Origin of the sequence: Vibrio coralliilyticus ATCC BAA-450 (genome assembly GCF_000176135.1) — a bacterium.
Classification (GTDB): domain Bacteria; phylum Pseudomonadota; class Gammaproteobacteria; order Enterobacterales; family Vibrionaceae; genus Vibrio; species Vibrio coralliilyticus.
In genome coordinates, this window is sequence record NZ_ACZN01000008.1 from 46,793 (window position 1) to 71,609 (window position 24,817).

Here is a 24,817-nt window from a genome sequence, read left to right on the forward strand (position 1 = left end):
CACATTTTGCAAAAAAGCGGCTTCAGCCGCTTTTTTTATTTCTTTGCCCGGCTGGCATCCACTAAGCCAAATACGACACCGGAAATCAAACCAACCAGATGGGCCGTGTTGGCGATCGCCATAAAGGGTTGGACAAATCCTAATACCAGCCAGACCAACATAAAACCTATGATAGGCTTTGGCATATTGAGCCCGAGCTGTGGTGCTTTGTATCCCAGCATCCATAAGTAGCCGACCAACGCATACACCACACCAGATAAGCCACCGAAGTTGGCCCCTTCTACCCAGTATTGGCCTGCACCTGACAATGCCGCTGACACAACAAACAACTGAAGGAGTTTTTTCGCACCCAATCGCTGCTCAATGTCTCCCCCTAGTTGCCACCACCACAACAAGTTAAACGCAATGTGCACGACCGAGAAGTGCAGAACCGCATGACTGACCCAGCGCCACAACTGCCACTCTTGTCCGGCGAGCGCGGGAAAGTGCAAGGCTGAGAAAACCGCCTGGCCTGCACCAAACTGCTGCAAGGCAAAGATGACGATGCACACCAACATCACAGCTAACGTCACAGGACCAGCTTTGGCCTTCACCATTGCTAACATACTGGGAGACTGATAACTAAACTGGCTGGTTCGACTTTCAGCCATGTCCCATGACGCAGCTTGGTATTTAGCGTCGCTGGGATTGTCGAGAAAATGTTGCAGCTCTGCTTCTGCTTCAATCTGATGCTGAGAATCGGCAAGCCACAATGCAAACTGACCACTTCCTTCCGGCATCATCTTTATATCAATACGACGTGATGCCATATAGTCGATAAACGCTTGCGCCATGCGCGGATTGGAAATCGAGATCAGTCTTATCATAGCGGTTCCTATGGCAGGTTGGATTCAACAGGCAACTGAGCACGTTGCCAGGCTTCAAAGCCCCCATCAACACTATACACCTGCTCAAAGCCTTGGTTAACCAAATATTGTGCCGCCCCTTGGCTACTAATACCGTGGTAACACATCACCAGTACCGGCTGTTCAAATTCCACCTCATCCATAAACTTAGTAATAGTGTCGTTCGTCAGATGAAAGGCGGCTTCTGGATGAGCAACGGCGAAAGATTGTGGATCACGAATGTCGACTAAACGAGCGTCACCTTGTTCAAGTAAGGCCTGTGCACCTGCTACATCAATGTGTTGAAACTGGTCCATTTACTGTCTCTTAAATAGGAATAGGGAGTTGGGCGTCATTGTAACCTATCCAGTGGTCAACAAGTACACCTGCGCAGTAAGGTTATCCACTTGCGATCAATTCTTCACCATCTGTGGATAAATTTGTGGATTACGTTGATAAAGTATCCAAAGGAAGTTGGATCCACAATATGTAGTGATGATTCTTATTTTTTTGTGTGTAAGAGTAAAAGTATCCCCATGAGAAAAATGCCTCTGATACCTTTATTCACCCGCCTTTCTGACATATAGCGAAGAAATTTACCACAGAGTTACCCACAGGCTGCTTGGCAAAATTCGATCCACAAAAGTCTAGGCCTCAAGGTATTATTGGATCGATAAAACGAAAAAACCGAGATCAAATGATCTCGGTTTTTAAATTCGATCGCGATGAGAATTAGAAGTCGCCGACGGCAGCCTTTAACTTCTTCATGGCATTTTTTTCAAGCTGACGAATACGTTCAGCAGACACACTGTAGGTTTCCGCCAATTCCTGTAACGTCGACTTATTGTCTTCAAGCCATCGTGAACGGACAATATGCTGACTACGCTCATCTAGACTCGACAAGGCTAAGCTTAAGCGGTTGTTCGTGTGCGCTTCCCAGTTGGCCGCTTCGACATTGTCGGCAACATCCGAGGCTTTATCTTCTAAGTACAGCATTGGCGCTGTGTAAGAAACACCTGAATCGTCATCATCGTTCTGCATTTCAAATGCCGCATCCTGAGCTGCAAGACGAGATTCCATCTCACGCACTTCAGATGGCTCAACACCCAACTCTCTCGCAACAGTTTCAACTTCACCGTTGTTAAACCAGCCAAGGCGCTTCTTCGATTTACGCAGATTGAAGAACAATTTGCGCTGAGCCTTAGTGGTCGCAATTTTCACAATACGCCAGTTGCGTAATACGTATTCGTGAATTTCAGCCTTAATCCAGTGCACAGCAAACGACACCAAACGCACACCGACTTCCGGATTAAAGCGTTTTACTGCTTTCATCAGGCCGATGTTGCCTTCCTGTACTAAGTCTGCCATTGGCAAGCCATAGCCAGAGTAACCACGAGCTACGTGCACCACAAAACGCAGGTGCGAAAGAATCAGGCCTTTTGCCGCTTCAATTTCGCCGTTGTAGTGTAGTCGCTCAGCCAGTCCACGCTCCTCTTCAGCGGTCAGCATTGGATAGCCGTTCACTGTGCGGATATAGCTATCTAAGCTATCTTGTGTAACTACAGCCATTGGATACGCTTGGTTAGTCATTCAATTCCTCATCAATTTCTGATCTGGAGTAGGTTTTAGCCCATCAATCTTGAACCTAAAATGAACAAGATTCAAGCGGGGGAAAGTTATTATGCATAAACCTTTCGTCTATACAAGTAAAAAAGTACACGGTAGCGTGTACTTTTTCAAATAATTAGGACAACAACTATTTATACAGGTTCAATTTCTTTCAAATGACGCTGTGCTGAAACTTTCGCTGCCAAGCATCCTAAGAAGGTGCCAAGCATCAATAATAACAAGCTTTCATCCCAGCTTAGTCCAATCAGGCGGAAACGACTATCGTACAGCAGAGCCACTGCTCTACGCTGCTGTTCAGTACCACAGTGATAATCGCCGTCATGATCCAGGCAGTAAGTGCTCCCAACAGACCAAACCACATCCCTGAGTACAAGTACGGTCGGAGAATAAAGCTGTTGGTTGCCCCTATCAGCTTCATAGTCTGAATTTCTTCTTTATTGGCAAGGACATTGAAACGCAGGGTATTACCGACAATCAAAAATACCGAACCTAGCATCAAAACAGACAAGGTGATCACTATGCCCCCGACCAGATTCTTGATCGCATCAAGACGCGTCAGCCAATCTTCGTCAAGGCGAACATCCGTCACTTCTTCTTCAGCCGCTAATGTTGCCGCCAACTGTTTGATCTTTGTTTTATCTTCAACGCTTGGCGTGACGATAAGCACACCGGGTAGCGCGTAGTCATCCAGCAAAGAAATCGCATGGTCAAATCCAGAGTACTGGCTCAGATCATCAAGACCTTGTTGTGGCGAGATATACTCAACCTTGGCCACTTCTTCCATACTTTCCAGTTGGTCTTTCAACACCATAATGCGAGCTTCTGGCGTTTGTTCTTGTATGTAGCCACTCACTTTCGATGGACTGGTTACATCGCTTGAAGCCGCTGCAAGATTTTTACCCAAAAGGTACAACGCCGCGGGCATGGCTAATGCCATCGAAATCACCGCCAACGTAAGAATGTTACCCAGAGGTCGAGACCACATCACAGCAAAAGACGCTCTGGCCTGCTTGAAATGAACGGTAAAGAAGCTGTCACGCTTTACACGGTTTTTCGGGCGTCCTTTAGCCGATTTTTTGTTGCGCACATTAGCAGCCATAATCTTCTACCTCACTCAGGAAACCTTGGTTCAGTTCAAGATGGCGATATTGTGGTCGTGTGTTGACCAGACCAATATCGTGCGTCGCCAGCAGAATGGTCACTCCAGCGCGGTTAAACTCTTCAAAAAGCTTAACGACTCGGTTGGATAGTTCGGGATCTAAGTTGCCCGTCGGTTCGTCCGCCAACAGCAAGGTTGGGCGATTAACCACTGCACGAGCAATACCGACGCGCTGCTGTTCACCGCCAGACAGCTGACTGGGTAAGCATTTGGCCTTATCCAGTAAATCCGTTTTATCCAGTGCTGCGGACACACGACGTTTAATCTCACTCTCAGAGATAGATTCGATACGCATCGGCAATGCGACGTTATCAAACACCGAGCGATCCATCAGTAAGCGGTGGTCCTGAAAGACAATGCCGATGTTTCGACGCAAGAACGGGATGTCTTTATTGGGAATACGAGTGATATCGTGATCATTAAAGCTGATTTTTCCGTCCGTTGGGCGCTCAATGGCACAAATCAACTTGAGCAAAGTGCTTTTTCCAGCGCCGGAGTGGCCACCGAGAAAAGCCATTTCTCCGCGGCGTAGGTGGAAATCCACCTTTTGCAGCGCTTGTCTGCCTCCGCGATACGCTTTACTTACTTGCTGAAACTTTATCACTCGTCGTTCCTCTTACTGAGCTACTGATTAGTCTTCGCGGCTGAATAATGCGTCAATAAATTCCTGAGTTTCAAATGGGCGTAGATCATCAATGCCTTCACCCACACCAATATAGCGGATAGGAATCTGGAACTGATCGGCCAACGCAAAGATAACCCCACCTTTCGCGGTACCATCTAATTTAGTGAGGGTAATGCCGGTTAGCGGTGCAACATCACTGAACAGCTTTGCCTGACTAATAGCATTCTGGCCCGTACCCGCGTCCAATGTCAGCATGATTTCATGCGGTGCAGAGTCATCGACCTTCTTCATCACTCGGACGATCTTACGTAGCTCTTCCATCAGATTGGCTTTATTTTGTAGACGACCCGCAGTATCGGCAATCACCACATCAACACCTTTGGCTTTTGCAGACTCAATGGCGTCATAAATAACCGATGCACTGTCTGCGCCAGTATGCTGAGCCACTACAGGTACCTGGTTGCGCTCACCCCATACTTGAAGTTGCTCAACAGCCGCAGCGCGGAAGGTATCGCCTGCAGCCAGCATGACTTTTTTACCCTGAGATTGGAATTGCTTAGCCAGCTTACCGATTGTTGTCGTTTTACCGACACCATTCACGCCAACCATCAGGATAACGTAAGGGGTTTTATTGGTATCAATTTCAAGCGGCTTTTCAACGGTCGAGAGAATGCCTGCCATCTCTTCTTTCAACAGACCATACAGTGCTTCGCCATCTTTCAATTCCTGACGTGAAGCTTTTTCTGTCAGGTTGTCGATGATTTTCACCGTGGTATCCATACCAACATCAGCGATCAGTAGCTGCTCTTCCAGCTCTTCAAACAGCTCATCATCAATTTGTTTGTCTTTAAACAAGCCAAAGAAGCCAGCGCCTATGTTTGCTTTGGTACGCGCTAAGCTATGCTTTAAGCGGGCAAAAAAGCTTTCAGTTGGCTTCTCTTGCTCAATCACACGAGGTTCTTGTGGCTGTTCTGCTTCTGCTTCTGCTTCTGCTTCTGCTTCTGCTTCTGCTTCTGCTTCTGCTTCTGCTTCTGCTTCTGCTTCTGCTTCTGCTTCTGCTTCTGCTTCTGCTTCTGCTAAGTCAGCCTGAGACTCTGGCTGAACGTCGTCAACGGTTTGCGCTTGTTCTGCAACTTCTTCAACTATTTCCGATTGGGTTTCTTCAGCAGCTTGCTTGGCTTGTTGCTCCTCATCACCGAAGCCAAGCCAAGAAAGTAATCCGCGCTTCTTTTTTTCCGTCATCTGGGGATATCCTAGATTGTCTTAATTTACTCTGACACTTTTCGCCGGGCATTGTCCCGGTAAAGAAAAGAAAAATGACAACAGAGTGAAAAGTTTCCAGCGTAATAACGATGGTATACACTTTGTCATCAACAAAATTTGGGCTGTACTCAGGACGAACTCACTGAGGGACTGGGTATAGTATCACTTTATTAGCGGTCAAAAAATCTATGGTACGGCGTCGCCAGCAAAACACATCACAAAAAAAGCCTTCAACGGGCTTTGTTCGAATTATTAGCGGCTTATGGAGAGGAAGAAAACTGCCTGTTCATGATGCAGAAGGGCTACGCCCGACAACGGATCGCGTCAAAGAAACCCTTTTCAACTGGCTGGCTCAGGATGTGCCTCAGGCAAAATGCCTCGACTTGTTTGCCGGTTCTGGCGGATTGGGCTTTGAAGCGGCTTCGCGTCAGGCTGATAATGTCACCATGATTGAGCTCAACCCGAATGCATTCAATCAGTTAGAAAAAAACATTGCGGCTCTTAATTCGGATAACCTTACCGCGATTAACAGCGATGCGTTGAGCTTTCTTCAACAGGCAGGAACACCGCATCATGTGGTATTTATCGATCCACCATTTCGCAAAGGCTTGCTGGAACAAACCGTCACTTTGCTGGAAAGTAATGGCTGGTTGGCCAAAGATGCCATGATTTACATTGAAACAGAGAAAGAACTTGCGTTGGAAGGCATTCCAACCAACTGGCACCTACACCGAGAAAAAACGGCAGGCCAAGTCAGTTACCGATTATTTGAAAGACAACAAGACTAAAAAGGAAGTCTCATGAAAGCTCTACTTTTTCTTGCCAAAGCCGCGATTGGCTTTGTGTGGTTCATCCTGATCCTGAACTTCTTTATGCCCTTTCCGGGCAAAGCGGCGATTGCGCTTTACATCATGACGGCCTTCCTGTTCATCATGCATGGCCTGCAATCAGCCATCTTTATCGGCGCGTTTGGTGACAAGATTAAGATGACCAGTTGGGAAAAATGGTCGATTCTGATTTTCGGCATCTTCGCCCTGCTCGATATTCGTCGCAAGTACATGATGTAAAACCCACACTATCCAATGTAAAACGCCGCTCATCTTGAGCGGCGTTTTTTTGCTTCTTAGCTTAGATAACTCTTCACTCCGTTGAGGAACATCTGAGTCGAAATCATCACTAGCAGCAGCCCCATCAGGCGCTCAATGGCTTTTAAGCCTCGTTCACCTAAGATGCGGTGGAAGAAGTTATAGAACATCAGGATAAAGAAGGTCGCCCCCCACGCCAAGAGCACTGCGCCGGACAATTCCAGTAACTTATCAGGGTGCTGTGTAGACAGTAGCAATAGAGCCGCAATCACCGATGGTCCGGCAATCATAGGAATGGCCATAGGCACAATAAACGGCTCTTCACCGGCAGCCAGTCCAGTAATGCTGCCTGCGCTTGGGAAAATCATCTTGATTGCGATAATAAATAGAATAATACCGCCAGAAATACTTAACGTTTCAGGTTCAACATGGAGGAAACTCAGAATCGCCTGACCTGCAAACAGGAACAGCATCAGGATAATCAGTGCGAAGCACAACTCGCGCACCAGAACTTTGCGTCTGCGTTTCGGGTCAAGGTGCTTGAGAATCGATAGGACGATTGGAAGATTGCCAAGCGGATCCATGATAAGAAACAACATGGTTGCGGCAGAAAGAATTTCCATGAATGAGCCTCCAAAGCCAAAAAGTTCTCAATGAACAGAGCGAAAAGTCGGCGAAGTATATCAACACCGTTTGACAATTTGGAGGCAAAAAGCAGAGTTTTTAATGGCTACAGACGCGTTCTAAGTTCAGCGCCCATTTTCCTTTCACATCAACGATCTTTTCTCGTTCAATAAAAAACGCCATCAAGGCATCCAAATCCAGCCCATCCAGTTTACAGGTATGGAACTTAGCATCATCGCCAAACTCAGCGCAGGCAACCTCTCGCAGCTCCTGCATTGTCATTGGTCGATCATGCAATAAGTTTATAACGTTATGTGCGTGTATTTCGTTAGACATGATTTCCTCCACGAATAATTCAGTGAAGAGAGAATAGCCTGATGTTATTGAATAGATTTTGATTTCAGATAATCAAAGAGGCAGTAATCAAGGAATGCGCCAGCAGGTAACTGCCAGAAATTAGATAACGGCCATAGCTAATAGGGTGTTTGTAGTCATGCACCGCAAGCAAGCCTGCCGATAAAGTCAGAGTCAGCGTTCCTAAAAAGCCCAGCACACTTTCCACTGTCCCGGTCAAAAGCCACACTTCACCCGCCGCCCAGTTCAGCTGCAGTAACATCATGCCCATTATCACCACTGGGAAGATAAGACGATCAATTTTGGGCAGCATTAGGAAGAACACCACAACGCCAATCGCCAACAGCATTGCAGGTAGCCACCAGACAATCTCACCCGAAAGCTGAAGCCAAAAGGAGGTGCTGTAACAAAGTTGGGCTCCGACAAATGCGGCAAAGCACAACTTTTGTTGTCGTTTATAGATATAAAGACCGTCTGCCAGCATGGAGATCGATAAACCCAATGTGACCCACCAGGCCGATAGGCCAACCAGACCATTCTGGCTCCACAGCATGACGACAAGCATGCCTAACGACAATGTTTTAAACACGACCGCTTGTTTGTTCTGGTTGCTTTCGTTAGCAGAAATACTAATAAATCCTGACAGCGCGACTGAAAGCCAGCTCCACATGGGTCCACCTCTTTTAAACTGAGTCGCCAGTGTAGGCAGGACGCTAAAGATGTCCAGAAATGGAAAGCAAAACTTGGATCTTGATTGGCTTCTGACAGAGTCACAAAGGCGTCGGTAAAGCGCTAGCTAAAGCACCTTCTCTTTCATCACAGGCTTTTACACCAACTAAATTTGGCGTAAACGCCGACTTTATCCAAATTCACCAGACCCAGCTAACCAAGATCCAAAAAAGCATAAAAACAAGAACACACAGTCACATCAAAACCATTAAAATCAACAAGTTAAATCCGAGTCAAGCTCATCATTAGCTCCCAAAACCAATAGAATGCAATCTTAGTCAGGTAAGCCGGCAGCCATTTTAATCAAAAACTAGGTAAAACAAACCAAAACAAAACCCAATAACCATCAATTTAGCCCAACACTGACACCAAGAGAGCAATCAATCAAACAAAATGACAATCTCTATAATTTAACAACAATCAAACACCATTAAAAGCACTAAAAAACAATAAGTTAAGCACCAAATCAAACAAAAAGAACAGTTTCCAATCAACTCAAAAATCATAGAAAGACAATCAAAAAACCATCCTAAACACTGCATTTTCGCACTTACACAGCGTTACTTTTAAAGCTTAGGAAAATAAAAACTTGATCAAAGCACAAAAACACTGCTATTCTAAATTACATAGAGTTAAGCATCACTGAATAGGAGCAGGGTTATGATTACTTCTTCACAAAAACAAGGACTTGTAATGATCGCAGTTGTTGTTGGCCTAATGACACTGCCGATGATGTACTAAGCCATAGTTACAAAAGCAAAAAGGGACGCATTCGCGTCCCTTTTTGTTATGTCGCAGATTTTTCACACAAAACCCGTCTACAAATCCAACGGATTTCTAAGTTTGACTATTTTTTAAAAACAGTCTGTTTTAGGCCTTTTATTACAAATGCTTAGACAAAACATCCCAATGGGCATAATAGAAAAGCAATGCCGCTAATGTAATCAGCGTCATCAAAGTAATCGCCGCTCGCCAGATAAAGCGGCTACTACGTGGCGTGAGCTCTTTTTCACATTCATCACACACAGAAAGAAAGTCACTACGACTTTCCAGCTTGTAATCTTCTTCATGAACTATCTTATTGCGAATGGTCGCGATATAGCGCAGCTTACCAATCACATCATGCGGTAGTCGCTCCTCGCAGCTGGTGATCAACTGATGTAATCCCTTACCTTCAGCGTGATATTGCGTGCGAAGCAGCTTTTCAATTGTTCGTGTCCGTGTCACTACTTTTTCGATATCAGACATGGCTTCCCTCCATCGCTAGTAAGTTTAGGGGCAGAGACTGACCTCTTCCAGCCAGCACTATAAGTAAATAATATTCCGTCTTATTATCTACTATCTAGCCCCATTTTTACGGTCCTTTGCAAGTAAATTAATGTAAAGGAATCAATGACTAGCTTTATCAGCATACTGACAAAATCACCACTAACGTGTGATATGTCTCGAAGAATGATACAAAGGACAACAACAGAGGCTCACAGTTGTGTTCAAAGCCCCAACCTGAGTCCAAATTAGCACTAAAATAACCCATCGGCTTTTTGGGGAGAGCAACAATGCCATTAACGTTATTCATCGTCATTATTGTGTTTGTACTCGCCAGTGGCTGGGTATTTAGCCGACTTTATCGCAGACACATTCAGGGAGAAAATGCGCCTGAACAAACAGCGGACGTCACTGTTCTTGATAAACAGGCCATTGATGTTCATGACGCCCAACCAGGACAAGATGAGCAGGAATACTGGATTTACGTGCAGAAAGGTCGTCTAGGCCCTAAGCGAGAGTTTCAGGTTGGAGTGCATTATTTCCATGCCTTAAATCCTGGAGACAAAGGCATGCTGACTTATCAAGGTGATAAGTTTCTTCACTTCGCGATGAAGCGCTAATCTAGCGCTTCACCATCTTGAGCATATTGTTTTTCGCCATGTTTTCGGCCTCGTCATCCGGCAGAGCATCCAAGACTTCATCCCAACGAGATAACACTTCACCCGTAATTTTAAAGCGACCTACAACATCAGAGCCAATCATGAAACGATCGGGATACTCTTTGATCAACGCCACCCACTCTTTCTTTGATTCAGGGCTCGCCAGTATCACATCGCGCAAGCTCCAAGATGCCAAAATATAGAGATTATCGTAATCATCCAGTAGCTCGCTGACTTCATCGATGAGAAACGACAGATTCTGACGTCGTAGCAGTGTCGAACTCGTCCCCGCATGCGCCCAAATAAAGTTGGTTTTGCTGTTTTCTTCTAGCGCCTCCACCAGTTCATGCTTGTACAACGGGTGCGTTTCTCGCTCAGATGTGATGTTGGTATGCAGAATCACCGGCATTTTGTGCTTCGCAGCCACCTGATACACCTTCATCAAAGCAGGATGATTGGCTCTGGCTTGTTCGCCTAACGTCAGCGCAGACAAGCCATCATGACGCGTCAGAATCTCACCAATTCCTTTCCAGAAACCGGGGTCGCTTTCAATCATCTGTTCGACTTGTTCCGCTGCGAACATATCTGTGGGGTTAAAGCCAGTAATAAAAGGAAACAGTCGATCTTGATGCGGCGAGTCTTTCAACGCTCGGTAGAGAATCTCATCAGTACGTGAGTAGTAATAGACGGGTGAGTCATCGCCAAATTCATAACGTGGTGCGACAGGATCGTGGGCGTTCCACTTTTTCATAATCGGCAGCCCCATAACAAACGCATGTTCAATGTTGCTTTGATCCATCTTATGCACCAGATATTTGATGCCATCGGTGCGCTGAAAAAAATCAACATAATGGATCTCGGCATCATTAAAACCGCCGTCATACCCGTAGGCAAATGGGGCTACTGACAACATTAAGCTCGCTAACCATTTTCTGTTCATATTCCCTTCCTGAACGAGTATTACCGCTCACCTCACTGCGATTAAGTATTCAATATAACAATTAACCTGATGATTCAGGCAGATTCATGCCATGTTTTAGACATAAACCTTTTTAATTTAATCGGTTACGGTTTGGAAACACAGACAAGCACCAATCAATGGCAACTAGCTGACAGCAATACTAAGGCAACAACCAGCGAGTACGTCGGGATTTAGACACCATCCAACTCATCACTAGCGCACCAGAACCGCTCAAGACAATCCACACAGGAATCACCCAAGCGGGGTGGCCTTGGTACCAGCCATACTCTTTCATTGGCCAGAGAAAGATCGGATGGAGAATGTAAATGCCAAGACTGTGTTGGCTAATGAAGCCGATCACTTTGTTGGCCTTATCAGGCAAGTTTTCACCAACATAACGACATAACATGAAAATCATGCTCGCAGCCAGTACCACATTGAGTGTCTTATACGACAGCCATCGCCCTACGGTATATTCTTGTGCTTCAACACTGTTGATGATGACCGCGTATCCCGTCATGACAAGTGCCGCCACACCCAAGACCGTGAACATGGCGACATAAGGCGAAGTCAGAGGCACTCTTTTATACAGCAAGTACCCTAGAGGTAAATAGCCGCTGTAAAGCCACATTTGATGACTCCAAGGCCCATCAATTCCGATTAAAAACAGTAAGGTCGTCACCAACCAAATCACTACATAGGAATACAACGAGCTATCACCATACTGCCTGATCACATATTGAAAAAACGGAATGACGAAATACAAAGGAATGAAGTAGTAGAAGAAGCCGAGATGATAATAAGTGGCGTGAGAAGCACTATTGGCAAGCACTTGCTTGGTTTCTTCAGGATTAAAACCGTTCAAGCTCCACCCCGAAAGATACGCATAGAACAGCGACCAAACAATAAACGGCACCAAGACTTTGCCTAATCGACGTTTGACATAGTATTTGGCATCAAATGGCCGGGTATCACTGAGCAATAGCGCACCAGTAATAAGAGTGAACACGGGCACCGCCCAACGTATCGCACTGTTTAAACCAATCGCGGTAGACCACTCTGAGAAGGGGATGCTACCGAGTTCCTGACGATAAGGGGCAAGAACATGAATCGCAATAACTGCCACAGCAGCGACGCATCGCAACAAGTCAAAAAACAGCACTCTATCTCTCATACCGCTACCTTTGTTCAACACTGGTTGAGCAAAGGTAGCAATAAAAAAGTTGACCAAGGTGTAACCTTGGTCAACTTTTAGTCATAGAATTGTTCTTAATTTAAGCAGTTGCGGGATTACTCACCTTAGGCAGCTTGATGGAAATCAGGGTAGTCAGCGCAAGAAATGCAAAGGAAACCCATAGACACGCAGCCAAACCTGCAACCTGAAATATCCAACCTGACAACACTGTACCAATTAAGCGCCCCATGGCATTCGCCATATAGTAGAAGCCGACATCCAGTGATACGCCATCCCCTTTGGCATAGCTGACGATTAAATAGGAATGCAGGGACGAATTCACCGCAAACACCGCGCCAAAAATCAAGAGTCCAACTACGATAACCAACTGAGGTTGCCAGCCAATTTGCACTGCGTAAGCAATTCCCGCAGTGATCACTGCCAACAAGCCAGCCCACATCAGTGCTGCACTGCCGTCAGGGACTTTACCTTGTGCTTTACCAGTGATCTTAGGGGCAAAGCCTTGGACAAAACCATAAGCAATCACCCAAGTTGCTAAGAAACCGCCAACCCAAAGATGATCCCAGCCAAACACACTGCCCAGATAGATAGGTAGAGCGACAACAAACCAAACATCTCGTGCCCCAAACAGGAACATACGTGCTGCAGACAAGATATTGATTGAACTCGACTTAGAAAAGATTTGGCTGAATTTAGGCTTGTTTTTAGCTTTACCCAAATCACTTTCAAGACCGATTAAGCTGCCGATAAGAACCAGTGTTAACACACCCGCCATCAGCAACACCGCGTACTTAAAGCCAATCAGAGACAGCAATAACCCCCCAATGAAGAAACCAACACCTTTTAGGGCATTTTTCGACCCCGTCAGAATCGCGACCCACTTATACAAGGCACCTTGCTGCTCATCAGGCACCAGTGCCTTAATGGAACTTTTGGCACTCATCTTGTTGAGGTCTTTGGCAATACCAGACAACGCCTGAGCCAGCATCACCCAAGGTATGGTCAGCCAGATATTGGGAACTGCGAGCATCGCCAGTGCCACTATCTGCATCGCCAGCCCTAGGTTCATGGTTTTGTTTAAGCCAAGCCTAGCTCCAAGCCAACCACCAATCAGGTTGGTTACCACGCCAAAGAACTCGTAGAACAAGAACAAGGATGCGATTTCTAACGTGCTGTAGCCCAGATCATGGAAATACAGCACCACCAGCATTCTCAATGCGCCGTCAGTAATGGTGAAGTTCCAGTAATTGAACGTCACCAGCATATATTGACGTACACTCTTACTCAGATTTGCGATCATAGAGTACCCAATTTTCTCTTATGTACAGCGATGAGAGCTTTTGGACACCTATGATCCAAAAGCTCCTCAAGGGATTATTTCGCCGCGACTGCGTTGATGTAATCGACCTGAACAGGTTTGGTAAAGGCACCCGGACGTAGCGCCTGCACCTCTTTGACAATGTCGCTCAACGGCCACTGTTTTTCTAACAGCAGATGTGCGGCCAACAGGCCCGTACGACCTGACCCGCCCATGCAATGCATCGCCACTTTACCGCCATTATCGACAACCTGATGCAGAGCAGAGCTGGCTTGCTGCCATTTCACGCCAAAGTCATCACCCGGTGCGCAGTCATCTTCAATTTCAATCTGAAACCACTGCATGCCTAGTTTCTCTGTCACTTCACCAAGCTGAGCAACGCCTTTGTTCTCTAATTCTATGTTATCCAGCGCCGTCACTATCGCTTCAACACCTTGCTCTTTTAGCTGCACAAGCGAAGCTTCCAGATCAACACCTTTAGTACCCGGGCAAGGAGTAAGTACTAACGCACCTTGCTCAAGGTCCAATTGCCAAGTCGGATGTGTCATCACAATTACTCCTTATGCCAAACCCACTTTACGTACCAACTCAGCAGTACGCGTCGCGTAGCCCATTTCGTTGTCGTACCAAGCGTAGATCTTCACCATGCGGCTACCTACCACCATAGTCGATTGAGCATCAACGATGGTTGAACGTTGGTCGCCTTTGTAATCAATCGATACCAGCGGACGCTCTTCAAAACCAAGGATACCGTTCAGCTCACCTTGTGATGCTTCTTTTAGCAACGCATTCACTTCTTCCACCGTAGTATCACGTTTCACATCAAAGATGATGTCTGTGAGTGACGCGTTGGCCAGAGGAACGCGCACCGCGTGGCCGTTAATCTTGCCTTTCAGATCCGGGAAGATTTCGACAATCGCTGTTGCGCTGCCGGTCGTTGTCGGGATAAGGCTCATGCCGCAAGCACGGGCACGGCGCAAATCTTTATGTGGCGCATCAAGAATAGTTTGCGTGTTGGTCAGGTCATGGATAGTGGTAAAAGAAGACTGTGCGATACCTAACTTCTCATGAATCACTTTAACCACTGGCGCAATACAGTTAGTCGTACAAGACGCTGCAGTAACAATCTGATGTGCTGCTGGGTCAAAGATATGATCATTCACACCCACCACTATGTTCGCCACGCCTTCCTCTTTAACTGGCGCAGAAACCACGACTCGTTTCACACCTTGAGCTAGGTACTTGTTAAGAATCGAGGTTTTACGGTGCTTACCCGTCGCTTCGATCACAACATCACAGCCAGACCAGTCGATGGCATCAATGTCTTTCTCTTGCGTCGTTTTGATAACCTGACCGTTAATCAGAATTTGATCGCCTTCCGCTTTGACTTCGTGATCCCAGCGTCCTTGAACTGAATCAAACTCCAGCAGGTGTGCGAGTGTTGCTGCATCGCCCGCCACATCATTGATCTGCACAAACTCCAGTTCTTCCCAATCAAACGCCGTACGCAGAGCCAAACGTCCAATACGACCAAAACCGTTAATTCCGACTTTAATTGTCATCTTTCTATCTCTCTTATTTCAAATTACTGGCAGCAAACAGGACGAGCCTGAATGGCATGAAGTCTTTCTATATCTTGTTGGTACTCTGTTTTCAGGCAGTTTGACGCGACAAGATCATCAATCAGTTTTTTCATCCAACCCGGCAATTCCGCCGACAAACGATAAAACACCCATTGCCCTTGGCGGACGTCAACCAGCACACCACTCGAGCGCAGCTGAGCCAGATGACGCGAAATTTTCGGCTGGCTTTCCTGCAGCGCTTCAGTCAATTCACCCACTGACAAACACTCTTCACGTTCAATCAGCATCAGGCAACGAACTCTTGTTTCGTCAGATAGCAATTTAAAAAACTGATGTGGCAACATTTAAATATACTCATATATGGATATGCGTATATATTTATTTAAACCGAACTGAAGATCAATACCCTATCGGTACTGTCATAAAAGATTCACAAATGAGGAAAGCCGCCTTACACCAGGCGGTTGATGTCCTGACTCCAGCGCTGCGCTTCAGAAATGCGCGGCATAACGTCATCTACGGATAGGTTCAACTGACGACACGCGTCCTGCATGCCCTGCCAGTCGGCCCGTTCATAGCACTCTTCCAATCCAAGCAAGATGCCATAAGGGCCCTGGCGCTCAAGTAATGCGACCTTAATCGCCTGATTGAGTGGCAACTGCTTTACCAGCTCTTCAAGCGAGAGATCCAGTAACGCATCCAAAGTTGAGAACAAGCCGATAAGAAAGGCCTGTTCACGGAACTGGCTGAATGGATTTTCGTTCGCCATCAACTGACAAAACTGAGCGCGTTGCAACGAAAGGTTGTACAGCTCTTTGGGCTTCTTAGCAGAAATAAAAGACGCCACGGCCAGTGAAACGAAGATACGCAGTTTGTCTTCACCAAGATAAACCAACGCCTGCCTAAACGAGGATATGGTAACTTCGAGCCTCTCCGACATGGTGTTTACAAAGCGGAGCAATTTGTATGACAGCGCAACGTCTTTGGCCACTATGGCTTCAACCTTCTCGAAGTCGACATTGGTCTGACATACTTCACGAAGCAACTCCATCGCAATCACCTGTTCAGGGCTAATGTACTGCTGACGAATCACTTCGGGCTTACTGAAAAAGAAGCCTTGGAAGAACGAAAAACCCGCCGAACGCGCAGTTAAGAATTCTTCTTCGGTTTCAACTCGTTCAGCAAGAAACTTACGTCGGATCCCACGTGACTTCCGCTCTTGAACAAACTCGCACGCCGCGTCGAGCCCCATAGCCATAATATCGAGCTTGATGATCTGAACAAATGGTAAGAAGCGTTCCCACTCAGGGCTATAAACAAAGTCATCTAGTGCAATCAGGTAACCTGCTGCATTGAGCTCTTTTATCGCTTCATATAGCTCGTCCGTCGGTGGACAAGTTTCCAGTACTTCAATGACTATCTGCTCTCTGGGCAGCGACAGAGGTAAGCGACGAATAAGGCTTTTATACGGAAAGTTAATGAAGCTGCGCGATTGTGCAAAAGCAGGATTAGTGCCCAGAGACAGGAAGTTCTCGACAATTAAACGATACGTTGCACGGTTGGAATCGACATGAGCTGGGTATGCATTGTTTTCTCCGTCACGGAACAATAATTCATACCCGAGCGTTTGTCTTTTGGCGTTAAAAATGGGCTGGCGAGCCACATAGGTATCGCGCATTGACTGCTACACCTTGAAATTACTTAAGCTTTGGCAGCCGCTAATAATGCCCCACAACCGACAAACATGGAACCAAATACCTTGTTGATCTTACTCATAATCTTATCAGAACGGATAAAACGCCCCATTTGTGCCGCCAAAGAGGTGTAACCCAGCATAACAATCGAGTCGATCACGACGGTTGTCACCCCTAATACCGCCAATTGCGTCAGCTGATCTTTGGCAGGGTCAATGAATTGCGGAAACAGCGCGACCAAAAATACGATGGATTTTGGGTTGGTCAGATTGATCAGCACAGCATTGCTCATCAGTTTAGTACCGGATAACGCTTCACCTTGAGTGTGAGTCGCCAAACCAGACTTATCGCGCCATTTCTGAATACCTAACCACACTAAGTAAGCCGCACCGACCCATTTAATCACGGTAAATGCAGTTGCTGACTGAGCAACCAAGGCGCCAATGCCGGCACCGACTAAGATAATGTGTAACGTCAGCCCAATTTGCAGCCCTGCGATCGCTGAGAGAGATTTACGTGTACCATAGCTCAGACCATTACTGATTGAGTTCACGGTTCCTGAACCTGGAGCGAGGCTGAATACAACAGCTGTAACTACGTAGGCTAACCAAACATGCATATCCATAGTGTTTTCCTCTCGACTAAACTTCCTTAGCCACACATAATTTAGACTTGTTTACTTGTCAGTGTTGATACTAGGCCCCGATATCATGAATGAATCGAGCACCAGCATTAATCCACCTTATACTCAAGAGTCGAATTTTGAGCAAGCAATCAATAACAATATTGCTCAATTGTGGCGCTCACGTGAGGAAGGCTTCTTTAAGTCATTTGATAAAACTCGGCTGTTCTGGGTGAAACTTACCTCTCCTGAGCACACTAAAGCGATCGTGGTGGTCAATGGCCGTATAGAGTGCACCTGGAAGTATCAGGAACTGTTCTATGATCTGTTCCAGCAAGGCTATGACATCTACTCCTTCGACCATCGAGGTCAGGGCCTGTCAGATCGGCTGATTGAAGACCAGCAAATGGGTTATGTCGAAGACTTCGAAGACTATGTGCAAGATTTACATGGTCTGATCCAACATTTTGACTTAAGTGGTTACGATAAACGTTACCTGCTCGGCCATTCAATGGGGGGCAATATCGCCACTCGTTACCTACAAAGCTATCCAGATCATTCATTTTCAGCCGTGTCACTCAGTGCACCGATGTTTGGCGTCAATCTGCCCTGGCATCTCAAACCAATCGCAATACCCCTTGGCCACATCATGACTGCGCTTGCGCCTAAGCCAACTTTTGCCCCCGGTCAGGCCCCCTATTACCCAAAACCATTTGAAGGTAATTTCCTTACTCAAAGCCAGATCCGCTATCACTGGTTTCGTGACCTCTATGAGCAGAGACCAGAGCTGAAAATTGGCGGAGCCAGCACACGCTGGGTGTGGCAGGGATTAATGGCAGCCAGAAAATGTCACCTGATGACGCGCCAGATAAAAGTCCCATTGTTACTCCTTCAGGCCAGCAGTGACCAGATCGTTTCCAATCAGGATCAGCTCAAATTCATCAAAAAACTGGCGAAAACCAACTATCAGTGCGCGTTAAAGATCATTTATAGCTCGCGCCATGAAGTGTTGTTTGAAAAAGACGAATATCGCGATCAAGCACTGGATGCCACACTGTCTTTCTTCAATCAGTATTGATAAAAATAGGAAATACTGGAGGGTAACTTTTACCCTCTTTTTCCCCTTTCTGTTCCAGTAGAATAGTCACTCTGCCCTTCCTGGGCTGTTCAACGCATTACGCACGAGGGTGATATGACAGACACACGCAAAGAGACTCCTTTCCAACTGGTTGCTTCCGATCTCGATGGTACTTTACTGGCGCCTAACCACCAGCTGAGTGACTTCTCTAAGCAAACGCTGAACGAGCTACACCAGAAGGGCTATACCTTTATCTTTGCGACTGGTCGTCACCACGTTGATGTTTCAGGTATTCGTCAACTGTCAGGCATCCCAGCTTACATGATCACCTCAAACGGTGCCCGTGTTCACGATCAAGATGACAACCTGATGTACAGCAACAATGTACCGCAAAATCTGGTTCAGCCGGTGATCGATGTGATCAGACAAGATCCTGAGATTTTCATCCATATGTATCAGAATGATAGTTGGCTGCTGGACAGAGACGACGACATGCTAGCGAAGTTCCACAGTGAATCCGGTTTCGCCTATCAACGCTTTGATGGCAATGCAGCGCCAACCGATGGAATAGCAAAAATCTTCTTTACCCATCCAGCTAAAGATCACGACCATCTGGTGAAGTTTGAACAACAATTGAATGACAAGTTTGGTGACCAGCTCAATGTGGCTTTCTCCACCCCTTGGTGTCTCGAAGTGATGGCGGCGGACGTATCGAAAGGAGAAGCTCTGAAGGTGGTGGCTGAGTCTCTCAATCTGACACTGGAAAACTGTATTGCTTTCGGTGATGGGATGAACGATGTCGAAATGCTGTCCATGGCGGGCAAAGGCTTGGTGATGGAGACTTCACATATCAAAGTGAAACAAGCCTTGCCAGATAATGAAGTGATAGGCAGCAACGCTGACGATGCGGTGGCACACTACCTACATACTCATTTGTTCTAATCTTCACTCTTTAAGAGAGACGCATTATCTTTGCGACGGTAATTTCTCTTTATCCAGTATCGCCTGCCATTCCTGCTCACTCACCGGCATAATTGACAGGCGATTGCCACGTTTCACCAAAGGCATGTTTTCCAGCTCAGGCATTGCTTTCATGACTGTTAGTGGAATCAGCCGCTCCGTCTTTCTGACGAATTCAATATCCACCATCACCCAGCGAGGGTTGTCCGGTGAAGATTTCGGGTCAAAATAGTCACTTTCAGGATCAAAGGCGAAATGATCGGGATAAGCCTCTTTGGTTACTTTCGCAATACCAGCGACTCCAACCTTCTTGCATGAAGAGTGGTAAATCAGCACCAAATCGCCCTCTTTGACCTCATCTCGCATCATATTGCGCGCCTGATAATTACGTACGCCTTCCCAGCAGGAAGTATTTTGTGTACGAAGTGTGTCAATAGAGAAAGTGTCCGGTTCTGTTTTGAATAACCAATATGCCATAATGACGTCCGAATGATTAAGTATGAGGAAGATATAGCATGAAGGCGTTAAGAAACCCAGTAGCAGTGACGACCTTACTGGCCCTTCAGGCCTGTTCCGGTTTTCAATCCGGTTCGGAGCCAGCACACACTCCACAGGCAACGCTGAATGATCCTTCCTCAGTCAAACCTCAAACTTTTGTCATGCGCGGTGAAGTCATCCTTGGTCACGAGGTACGCTCAATTGTGCCATGTGGCAGCCAGCAGCAATATTGGTTGGATCTACCTGAAGATAGATTCCAGCAAGGGATGAAGTTGGTACGTTCCCCTTATGCGCCGCTATACGGTGAGGTAATTGGCCACCTTGAGCCATCGGGCAAGGAAGGATTCGCTGCCGATTACGCCGCGCGCTTCGTGGTCGACAAGATCAACCTACTAACAGCGGAAAATACCCAACGCTGCGCACAGCCTGCTCAACCGACGAAAGCCTTTGGTAATGAACCATTCTGGTCAGTTCAATTTGCCGATAACGCCCTTAAGTTCAGCCAAATGGGCCAAGAAGCACAACAACTTGAACTGACCACGACAAAGATTGAAGCAGACCGTCGCCGCTACACATTCAGCAATGGTCAACTAGAGCTTAACCTGCGCAGTTGCAGTGATGGTATGAGTGATAGCCTTTATGGTTGGAGCTCAACACTTACAATCGGCGATAAAACCTATCGTGGCTGTGCGACGCTATCAAACCAGGACACGACCCAACGCTGGGCGGCGACTTATCAGGCTCAAGCAAGAAAAAATGCTCCCTTTAGTGTTTCTCTAGTAATGAAACCAGATCATACAGCCAGCACCACTTACAGCTATCAGAATGGAGGATCGGATACGGTTGAAAAAGGTTTCTGGCAGCAACTGAATCCAAGTCAGGTACAAGTGGTTGGCACACACTTACAAGGCCAGCCTCTCACCTCCGAGCGACTGTATACCGAAAAAGACCATACCCTGACGGCCAAGCAGGAAAAAGTCGGTAGCGTGGTGTACGACATTGCTGAAGGCGGACTCACGCTTTACAAAGCGGGGAATACTCTCTCTTCTCAACAAACCATGGCAGACAGCAACAAAGTCCCGTCGAGTGCTGAGTTCAACCCACAGGTTGATCAAGCTCTGCGTGATTACTTCAAGGGAGAGAAGCAGGATCCTACTGGGACGCGCTATCGCTGGCTGACGTACGACCTTAATGGCGATGGCAACAAAGAATTGCTGGCTCAGCTCGACTGGTGCGGTTCTGGTGGTTGCACCTTGCTGATTTTCGACAATGTGGAGCAGAAATGGCAATTCAATAGCCGGATTACATTGGTGCAAACGCCTTTAAACTTGGGGACCCAATTTCATCAAAATTGGCGCGATCTGGTGATGTTTGTCAGCGGTGGCGGCGCAGTACCCAACCAGCACACTTTGCAATTTAACGGTACGCACTACCCCCTCAACCCAAGTGTCGCGCCCGTGGCAAACTACGATGAAATCAGCCCAGTTCAACTGTTTTCTGATGGCCTGACTCCTCATCAGGGAGGCGTCACGCTGTAAGATGCCAACTTCAAGCCCTTGCCCAAACTGCCTGCTGAAACACAACTGTGTTTGTGAGTACTTACCTAACATCAACGTGCCTGCACATCTGGCTATCTTGATGCACGAAAATGAGTATCAGCGGGAAACCAACACTGGGCAGTGGCTACTGAAAACGGTCCATCCTAGCAGTCGACATATCTGGCAACGCAAACAACCCTGCTCCGAACTGGCTCGACTAGTCAACCATGATGGTTATCAACCGCTGCTGCTGTTTCCTGGTGAAGATAGCCAGCCCATCAACCAGATGACTCAATACGCGGAGCAGAAAGCACACAAGCCTTTATTCATCATTCTTGACGGGACTTGGCAAGAAGCGAGGAAAATGCTGCGTAAAAGCCCTTGGCTGCAGGCACTTACCAAAGTGCACTTAGCGCCAGCTTCTACATCCAACTATCAGCTGAGGCGCAATCAAGATGAGGGCCATTTATGCACACTAGAGGTGGGGGCAGAAATCATCGGTTCTTTAGGCCAAGAATCACAAGCAGAGCATTTACGGCAGTTTCTCAGTCACTACATGAGAGCATTTCAGGCAGATAAAAGCGGGCACGCGCTAAAATAGCCGTGTTGGCTCCCCCAGATAGAAACCTTGTAAATAGTCAACCCCTAAATCTTCCGCAATCTCACACACCGCTTGGTTGTGAACAAATTCCGCGACCGTCTTCGCGTTGAGCACTTGGCAAAGTTTGACTAATTGCCCGGTGATCTGGCGCTGTTTCGGGTCCGTGTGTATGGTTTTGATCAAACTGCCATCGAGCTTGATGATGTCTGGCTCAAGGCGAATAATCTGATCGATATTGGAATAACCGCTACCAAAATCATCCACCAGCAGACGAACCCCCATCGCCTTAAAGTGTCCGCAGATCTCCGTCATCCTAGAAAAGTCTTTGATCTGCTCAGACTCCAGCACTTCCAGACCTAAGCGACTTGGATCATTAAGGCGCGCAATCGACTCTTCAAGCAAATAAAGCGTTTTATCACTGAGCATATCTTGCGGCGACAGGTTAATCGAAAAAGGCATAGCCTTGTCCGCCATATATTCCAACGTCGAACTCAACATAAAACGACTTAATCGGGTATACAGGTGCGTGTATTCAATGATGGGCAGAAAACGCCCCGGAGCGATAATTTCGCCTTCATCTTCAATGCGAACCAGACACTCCTGTGACACCATTTCATGAGAGTGAGCCGCGAAAATCGGCTGGCTGAAGGTCAGAATACGTTGATTTAATATCGCGCGGCTCACTGACCCCATCAAAGCCAAGCGCTCTTGTTGGGCTTCAATCCCTGTCGCGCAGTCTTTGGCATTGTATAAATGGGTGTTATGCGCCTTGCCTTTACGTCTCGCATCAATCGCACGCAGTAATAGTTCTTCCCCTTCAATATTGGGAAAGTCCTTCATGCTGGCTAGCCCGCCCGTGACCGACACCGACAGGTAATCCACCTCCGGTAGGCCATAAGGCTCAAAATTAATGTGTTCAATCTGATCGGCAAACAGTAGAAATTCTTGGCGAATACGCTCACTGCTCTCTTGCGAACTGAAAACCAAGGCCCATTCGGCAATACCGATGTAGTACAACTGACGAAGCGCTGCCTCACCACGATGTGTTTCAAGCTGAACGACAAACAGGTCCGTCAGATCGCGGATTAGCTCGTCCGCCACCTGATAGCCATATTTCTCGTTAACCTGATGGAAGTTAGACAGCTTCAAGGTGATCAGGTGCGTATTGGCATCAGCTCCTCTCACCTCCTCCTGCAATGCCGCCCGATTCTTCAGCCCCGTATGCTTATCGTAACGATAGCTCTCTATCAGTTTTTCCGTTTGGCGGGGCAAGCTTTTCTTCAATCTGTTTACGTGTCTCATCCAACTCTTCGATTGAATGACGGATCAGATGAAACAAAGGTGAAATCGGGTACTCTTCCTGCAACTGATGTTGCAAAGGCTGGCGATCATTTTCACTCAACGCCACGTAAGTCATGCTGTGATGCAAAACTTCCTGCTGCTCATTGCGATACAACTCCCCCATGCAGTAGGAACCGATACAAGATTCGAAACGATCAAACGGCTTTATTTCACTGGTACCTTCAATGAACTCAAGGCGAGATTCGCAATTGTAGATAAACACCGCTTCTGGATTGTACTGCGCCAGTTGAGCGGTATTGTGCCTGACTTGCTCTAGAGTCACTGACGGGTGGTTGTAGCAAATTCGTACTTCATCTCCCACCTCTAAGGGACTGTCCAACTCCACCACGCCGCCGGGATGCAGCTCACTCGGCACGCAGATCTGCTGACGATTATCGCGTTGCAGTGGAAAGCTCAGCATTTGTTCCAGCGTCAGTGCTTTGCCATCAGCTAAACGCTGGCGAAACACATCATAAGCAGGTTCATGATTGAGCGATATCAGCTTATTGCCACTCACAGCGGTCACGCGCATTGGGCTGCCAATCGGGTTCCATTCAGCAAACGCACTGCGCCATACTGAGAGTGATTCACCATGTAAGGCGACGGCTATTGAAGAATCATGATGAATATCAGTGCCAAGCAGTAACCAAGCAGGCTGGCCGTCAACGCTGGCAGCCAGGCCACCACACACTGGCACATCAGCAATGGGATTAAGTGCCAAGTACAGGTTGTAGTCACGGCCGTTCGTCAACTGGGAAAAGCTGATAATGAGCTTACTCTGCTCATTGAGTTCTAGTTGCTCGATTAGAGAAGCCGCTTCGTTATCTGGGTGACCTTGCAGAGGGACATAGGCAGCACTCAATTGAGTGCAACAGAAGACCGATACCGCAATCAACGTACTGTGATGGTGAATATCTCCCTGATGGATAACATGACGGGTACTGTGACCAATGATTTTGGCCTCAGGTAAACGCTCTTCAATCAACTGAGCGTAACTGCGGATCTGGCGTTCATCTTGCGATGACAATAATTGAATCAAAACCGATTGCGATGCGTCATCAGACAAGGAACCAAGAAAGCGGGTGAGCTGTTGTTCATCTCTGATAAGAGCAGAATAGGTATGCATGCAATCGGCCTAAGACGTTATTTTT

At 47.0% G+C, this 24,817-nt stretch carries 25 protein-coding genes and 2 pseudogenes; 7 read left to right on the top strand and 20 right to left on the bottom strand.

Features of this window, described 5'->3' with window-relative positions; all coding sequences use genetic code 11:
* Positions 1-35: 35 nt before the first annotated feature.
* The 6 genes and pseudogenes from glpG to ftsY all read right to left on the bottom strand — a co-directional run bounded on the left by glpG (position 36) and on the right by ftsY (position 5,539).
* Positions 36-866: a rhomboid family intramembrane serine protease GlpG gene (glpG, locus tag VIC_RS01130; protein WP_006957302.1), complete on the bottom strand. Its 831-nt coding sequence runs from the start codon at positions 864-866 to the stop codon at positions 36-38.
* Between the two features lie 8 nt (positions 867-874).
* The gene (gene glpE / locus VIC_RS01135) at positions 875-1,201 is read right to left on the bottom strand and encodes a thiosulfate sulfurtransferase GlpE (RefSeq protein ID WP_006957303.1); all 327 of its coding nucleotides are present in this window, start codon (positions 1,199-1,201) and stop codon (positions 875-877) included.
* Between the two features lie 415 nt (positions 1,202-1,616).
* The gene (gene rpoH / locus VIC_RS01140) at positions 1,617-2,474 is read right to left on the bottom strand and encodes an RNA polymerase sigma factor RpoH (protein ID WP_006957304.1); all 858 of its coding nucleotides are present in this window, start codon (positions 2,472-2,474) and stop codon (positions 1,617-1,619) included.
* 170 nt (positions 2,475-2,644) lie between these two features.
* Positions 2,645-3,612, bottom strand: a pseudogene (gene ftsX, locus VIC_RS01145) (permease-like cell division protein FtsX).
* Positions 3,602-4,276 (bottom strand): cell division ATP-binding protein FtsE, encoded by a 675-nt coding sequence (gene ftsE, locus VIC_RS01150; RefSeq protein ID WP_006957305.1) that lies wholly within the window; start codon positions 4,274-4,276, stop codon positions 3,602-3,604. Before ftsE ends, ftsX begins: the two are co-directional and overlap by 11 nt.
* Before the next feature lie 27 nt (positions 4,277-4,303).
* A complete protein-coding gene (gene ftsY / locus VIC_RS01155) occupies positions 4,304-5,539 on the bottom strand; it encodes a signal recognition particle-docking protein FtsY (RefSeq protein WP_006957306.1) in 1,236 nt (411 codons plus the stop codon).
* A 209-nt stretch (positions 5,540-5,748) separates the two neighbouring features.
* Here ftsY and rsmD point away from each other — a divergent pair, with 209 nt between their 5' ends.
* Together rsmD and VIC_RS01165 are read left to right on the top strand one after the other, a co-directional pair.
* Positions 5,749-6,348, top strand: a complete 600-nt coding sequence (gene rsmD, locus VIC_RS01160) for a 16S rRNA (guanine(966)-N(2))-methyltransferase RsmD (protein ID WP_006957307.1) — start codon at positions 5,749-5,751, stop codon at positions 6,346-6,348.
* Between the two features lie 12 nt (positions 6,349-6,360).
* The gene (locus tag VIC_RS01165) at positions 6,361-6,627 is read left to right on the top strand and encodes a DUF1145 domain-containing protein (RefSeq protein WP_006957308.1); all 267 of its coding nucleotides are present in this window, start codon (positions 6,361-6,363) and stop codon (positions 6,625-6,627) included.
* A 56-nt stretch (positions 6,628-6,683) separates the two neighbouring features.
* Here the strand turns inward: VIC_RS01165 and VIC_RS01170 are convergent, their stop codons facing one another.
* From VIC_RS01170 to VIC_RS01185, 4 genes are all read right to left on the bottom strand, one after another.
* Complete coding sequence (locus VIC_RS01170) at positions 6,684-7,268, bottom strand: YhgN family NAAT transporter (protein WP_006957309.1); 585 nt, start codon at positions 7,266-7,268, stop codon at positions 6,684-6,686.
* A 100-nt stretch (positions 7,269-7,368) separates the two neighbouring features.
* Positions 7,369-7,605, bottom strand: a complete 237-nt coding sequence (locus VIC_RS01175; RefSeq protein WP_039951115.1) for a YecH family metal-binding protein — start codon at positions 7,603-7,605, stop codon at positions 7,369-7,371.
* Between the two features lie 64 nt (positions 7,606-7,669).
* Positions 7,670-8,293, bottom strand: coding sequence for a lysoplasmalogenase (locus tag VIC_RS01180; RefSeq protein ID WP_006957311.1), 624 nt, complete (start codon positions 8,291-8,293; stop codon positions 7,670-7,672).
* A gap of 941 nt (positions 8,294-9,234) precedes the next feature.
* The gene (locus VIC_RS01185; RefSeq protein WP_006957312.1) at positions 9,235-9,600 is read right to left on the bottom strand and encodes a hypothetical protein; all 366 of its coding nucleotides are present in this window, start codon (positions 9,598-9,600) and stop codon (positions 9,235-9,237) included.
* Positions 9,601-9,908: 308 nt separating this feature from the next.
* Here VIC_RS01185 and VIC_RS01190 point away from each other — a divergent pair, with 308 nt between their 5' ends.
* Positions 9,909-10,238 carry a DUF2500 domain-containing protein gene (locus VIC_RS01190; RefSeq protein WP_006957313.1) on the top strand — a complete coding sequence of 110 codons (330 nt, stop codon included), beginning with the start codon at positions 9,909-9,911 and terminating at the stop codon, positions 10,236-10,238.
* Between the two features lies 1 nt (position 10,239).
* Here the strand turns inward: VIC_RS01190 and VIC_RS01195 are convergent, their stop codons facing one another.
* The 8 genes from VIC_RS01195 to rhtB form a co-directional block, all read right to left on the bottom strand.
* Positions 10,240-11,217, bottom strand: a complete 978-nt coding sequence (locus tag VIC_RS01195) for an amidohydrolase family protein (protein ID WP_039951119.1) — start codon at positions 11,215-11,217, stop codon at positions 10,240-10,242.
* A gap of 181 nt (positions 11,218-11,398) precedes the next feature.
* Positions 11,399-12,412 carry an acyltransferase gene (locus VIC_RS01200; protein WP_039951134.1) on the bottom strand — a complete coding sequence of 338 codons (1,014 nt, stop codon included), beginning with the start codon at positions 12,410-12,412 and terminating at the stop codon, positions 11,399-11,401.
* Positions 12,413-12,512: 100 nt separating this feature from the next.
* A complete protein-coding gene (gene arsJ, locus VIC_RS01205) occupies positions 12,513-13,733 on the bottom strand; it encodes an organoarsenical effux MFS transporter ArsJ (protein WP_006957317.1) in 1,221 nt (406 codons plus the stop codon).
* Positions 13,734-13,807: 74 nt separating this feature from the next.
* The gene (locus VIC_RS01210; protein ID WP_006957318.1) at positions 13,808-14,299 is read right to left on the bottom strand and encodes a cyclin-dependent kinase inhibitor 3 family protein; all 492 of its coding nucleotides are present in this window, start codon (positions 14,297-14,299) and stop codon (positions 13,808-13,810) included.
* A gap of 12 nt (positions 14,300-14,311) precedes the next feature.
* Positions 14,312-15,313, bottom strand: a complete 1,002-nt coding sequence (locus VIC_RS01215) for an ArsJ-associated glyceraldehyde-3-phosphate dehydrogenase (protein WP_039951120.1) — start codon at positions 15,311-15,313, stop codon at positions 14,312-14,314.
* Positions 15,314-15,336: 23 nt separating this feature from the next.
* Positions 15,337-15,678: a metalloregulator ArsR/SmtB family transcription factor gene (locus tag VIC_RS01220; RefSeq protein ID WP_019274050.1), complete on the bottom strand. Its 342-nt coding sequence runs from the start codon at positions 15,676-15,678 to the stop codon at positions 15,337-15,339.
* Positions 15,679-15,785: 107 nt separating this feature from the next.
* Positions 15,786-17,012, bottom strand: a complete 1,227-nt coding sequence (locus tag VIC_RS01225) for an EAL and HDOD domain-containing protein (RefSeq protein WP_006957321.1) — start codon at positions 17,010-17,012, stop codon at positions 15,786-15,788.
* A 23-nt stretch (positions 17,013-17,035) separates the two neighbouring features.
* Positions 17,036-17,653 (bottom strand): homoserine/homoserine lactone efflux protein, encoded by a 618-nt coding sequence (gene rhtB, locus VIC_RS01230; protein WP_006957322.1) that lies wholly within the window; start codon positions 17,651-17,653, stop codon positions 17,036-17,038.
* 85 nt (positions 17,654-17,738) lie between these two features.
* Here rhtB and VIC_RS01235 point away from each other — a divergent pair, with 85 nt between their 5' ends.
* Positions 17,739-18,728, top strand: a complete 990-nt coding sequence (locus tag VIC_RS01235) for an alpha/beta fold hydrolase (protein ID WP_006957323.1) — start codon at positions 17,739-17,741, stop codon at positions 18,726-18,728.
* Positions 18,729-18,842: 114 nt separating this feature from the next.
* The gene (locus VIC_RS01240) at positions 18,843-19,670 is read left to right on the top strand and encodes a Cof-type HAD-IIB family hydrolase (RefSeq protein WP_006957324.1); all 828 of its coding nucleotides are present in this window, start codon (positions 18,843-18,845) and stop codon (positions 19,668-19,670) included.
* A gap of 24 nt (positions 19,671-19,694) precedes the next feature.
* Here the strand turns inward: VIC_RS01240 and VIC_RS01245 are convergent, their stop codons facing one another.
* Entirely contained in the window at positions 19,695-20,165 is a 471-nt protein-coding gene (locus VIC_RS01245; protein WP_019274046.1) for an EVE domain-containing protein, read from the bottom strand.
* A gap of 38 nt (positions 20,166-20,203) precedes the next feature.
* Here VIC_RS01245 and VIC_RS01250 point away from each other — a divergent pair, with 38 nt between their 5' ends.
* Both VIC_RS01250 and VIC_RS01255 read left to right on the top strand, forming a co-directional pair.
* Complete coding sequence (locus tag VIC_RS01250; protein ID WP_006957326.1) at positions 20,204-21,724, top strand: COG3650 family protein; 1,521 nt, start codon at positions 20,204-20,206, stop codon at positions 21,722-21,724.
* Position 21,725: 1 nt separating this feature from the next.
* Positions 21,726-22,325 carry a tRNA-uridine aminocarboxypropyltransferase gene (locus VIC_RS01255; RefSeq protein ID WP_006957327.1) on the top strand — a complete coding sequence of 200 codons (600 nt, stop codon included), beginning with the start codon at positions 21,726-21,728 and terminating at the stop codon, positions 22,323-22,325.
* Here the strand turns inward: VIC_RS01255 and VIC_RS27220 are convergent.
* Positions 22,317-24,792, bottom strand: a pseudogene (locus VIC_RS27220) (bifunctional diguanylate cyclase/phosphodiesterase). The gene VIC_RS01255 and the pseudogene VIC_RS27220 overlap by 9 nt on opposite strands.
* Between the last annotated feature and the right edge of the window lie 25 nt (positions 24,793-24,817).